Here is a 1,802-nt window from a genome sequence, read left to right on the forward strand (position 1 = left end):
CGTAGCGGCCAACGCGGGCGTCGGCGGGGGATTTTTCAACGGCCTGATAGGGACCCGTGCCCATGGCGTTGCGATGGGCGAAGTTCTCATCGGTGCCCTTGATGTCCTTCGGCTCCACCGATCGGTTCTTCTCGGCCCAGGCCTTGCTCATCATGCGCAGCTCGGTCATCTGGCGCAGCAGCACGGGGTTGGGCGACTTGAGGAAGATGTCGATGGTCTGCGCATCCACCTTCACCACCTTGTCGATGCCTTGCACATACGGCGTGTAGTTCGAGGTCTTGGACATGGCGCGCTGCAGCGAGTACACGGCGTCATCGGCGGTGAAGGCGGAACCATCGTGGAACTTCACGCCCTGGCGCAGCGTGAAACGCACTTGTGTGGGGCTGACCTCTCGCCACGCCGTCGCCAGCATGGGCTCGACCTCGAAGGTACGGCTGTTGTAGTAGACCAGGCTTTCGTACACATACGAATGGATGGCGTTTTGCAGCGCGTTGTTTTGGGAGTGGATATCCCAGGTGGCGATTTCGCCCTGGCTGGCCCATTTGAAGGTCTTGGCATGCGCCGCTGGAACCACAGCCGCCGCGCAGACCGCCGCAAGAGAAAGGATCAAGGCATTGATTCGCATGGGAATCCTCTTTTATAGAAAGGAGCGACTATGGCAGCGTGGCCGTGGCCACTGGCAAAGGGAAATCCCTGAAATGGTGCATCGCAGATGCGCCGCCATTCATCCGCAGTGCTGATGCAAAACCAATGCCCGGACTGCGTATCTACGCTCGGCGGGGCAAGAACCGTACTTCGGGAAAAAAACAACCTCCCGAAGGAGGTTGTTTGAAATCGGGGCGGGCCCACAAGGACCCTTCCCCTCCCCACTCAATGCGCGTTAGAAGCGATGGCGGACACCCACGGTGATGCCGGTACGGCTGCGTGCGCCGCTCGCCGCATCCAGCACGACCGCGCTGCCGCCGCTGATGCTGGTGTGGTCCACGCCGAAATAGGCATCGGTGCGCTTGCTGAAGGCATAGTCCGCCACGGCCACGTAGAAGTTGACGTTGCCGTTGGAAGCACCCGTGGCCGAGCCCGACTGCTTACCGCGGAAGTAGTGCGCGCCCAGGTTGAGCTGAGGCGTCAACTGATAGCCCACGCCCACCTTGAACAGCTGCCGCTTGTTGGCGTCGCCCGGCTGGAAGCCGCCATTGGTCTGGCCGGCCCAGAATTGCCCCAGGATCGCTCCGTCTACGAGGTTACGGAAACCCTGGATCGGGTTGGTCACCGTAGCGTATTTCGCCTTGTTCAGGCCATAGCCCGTGTTGAAGTACCACGGACCCGTGCGGTACGAACCGCCCAGAGTCCAGGCGTCTACGTCGGTGCCGCCTGGCAGCGTCGTGCGCATGTAGCCGCCGCCGACGGCAAACCCGCTCGCGGAGTAGCGCAGGTAGCCGCCAGCCGTCTTCCAGGCGCCACCACCCAGGGTGCCTGCAACGTAGGCAGGCACTTGCGCCGCCGAGGCAGGCAGGCCAGCTTCCAATGCCTTGGTGTCGTTGTTCTCGTCAAACGAATATTGCAGCGAGCCTACGAAGCTGCGGTCCGGCGTTGCGAAGGTGTACTTCAGCATGTTGCTGGTACGCGCGCCCATGGCCATTCCCAACTCAGGCTTGTAGGCTTCCATGTAGGGGGAGTACGGGAACGAAGCGTAGGTGCTGGTCACCACGTCGAACAGGACGTTCCACTGACGTCCGGCAGTCAGGCGGCCATAAGGGCCGAGCTTGTCAGAAATTTTGTGTGTGAGGCATAGCATGTCGACA

At 61.5% G+C, this 1,802-nt stretch carries 2 protein-coding genes; both read right to left on the reverse strand.

Annotated features, from left to right (window positions below):
* The coding region (locus OX89_RS01555; RefSeq protein ID WP_047349314.1) for an ABC transporter substrate-binding protein at positions 1–625 on the reverse strand (625 nt) is incomplete at its 3' end.
* 255 nt (positions 626–880) lie between these two features.
* Positions 881–1,802: porin (locus OX89_RS01560; RefSeq protein WP_047349315.1), on the reverse strand; the 922-nt coding region annotated here is incomplete at its 5' end.

The sequence above is a fragment of the Diaphorobacter sp. J5-51 genome, assembly GCF_001023515.1.
In the GTDB taxonomy this organism is placed as follows: domain Bacteria; phylum Pseudomonadota; class Gammaproteobacteria; order Burkholderiales; family Burkholderiaceae_C; genus Diaphorobacter; species Diaphorobacter nitroreducens.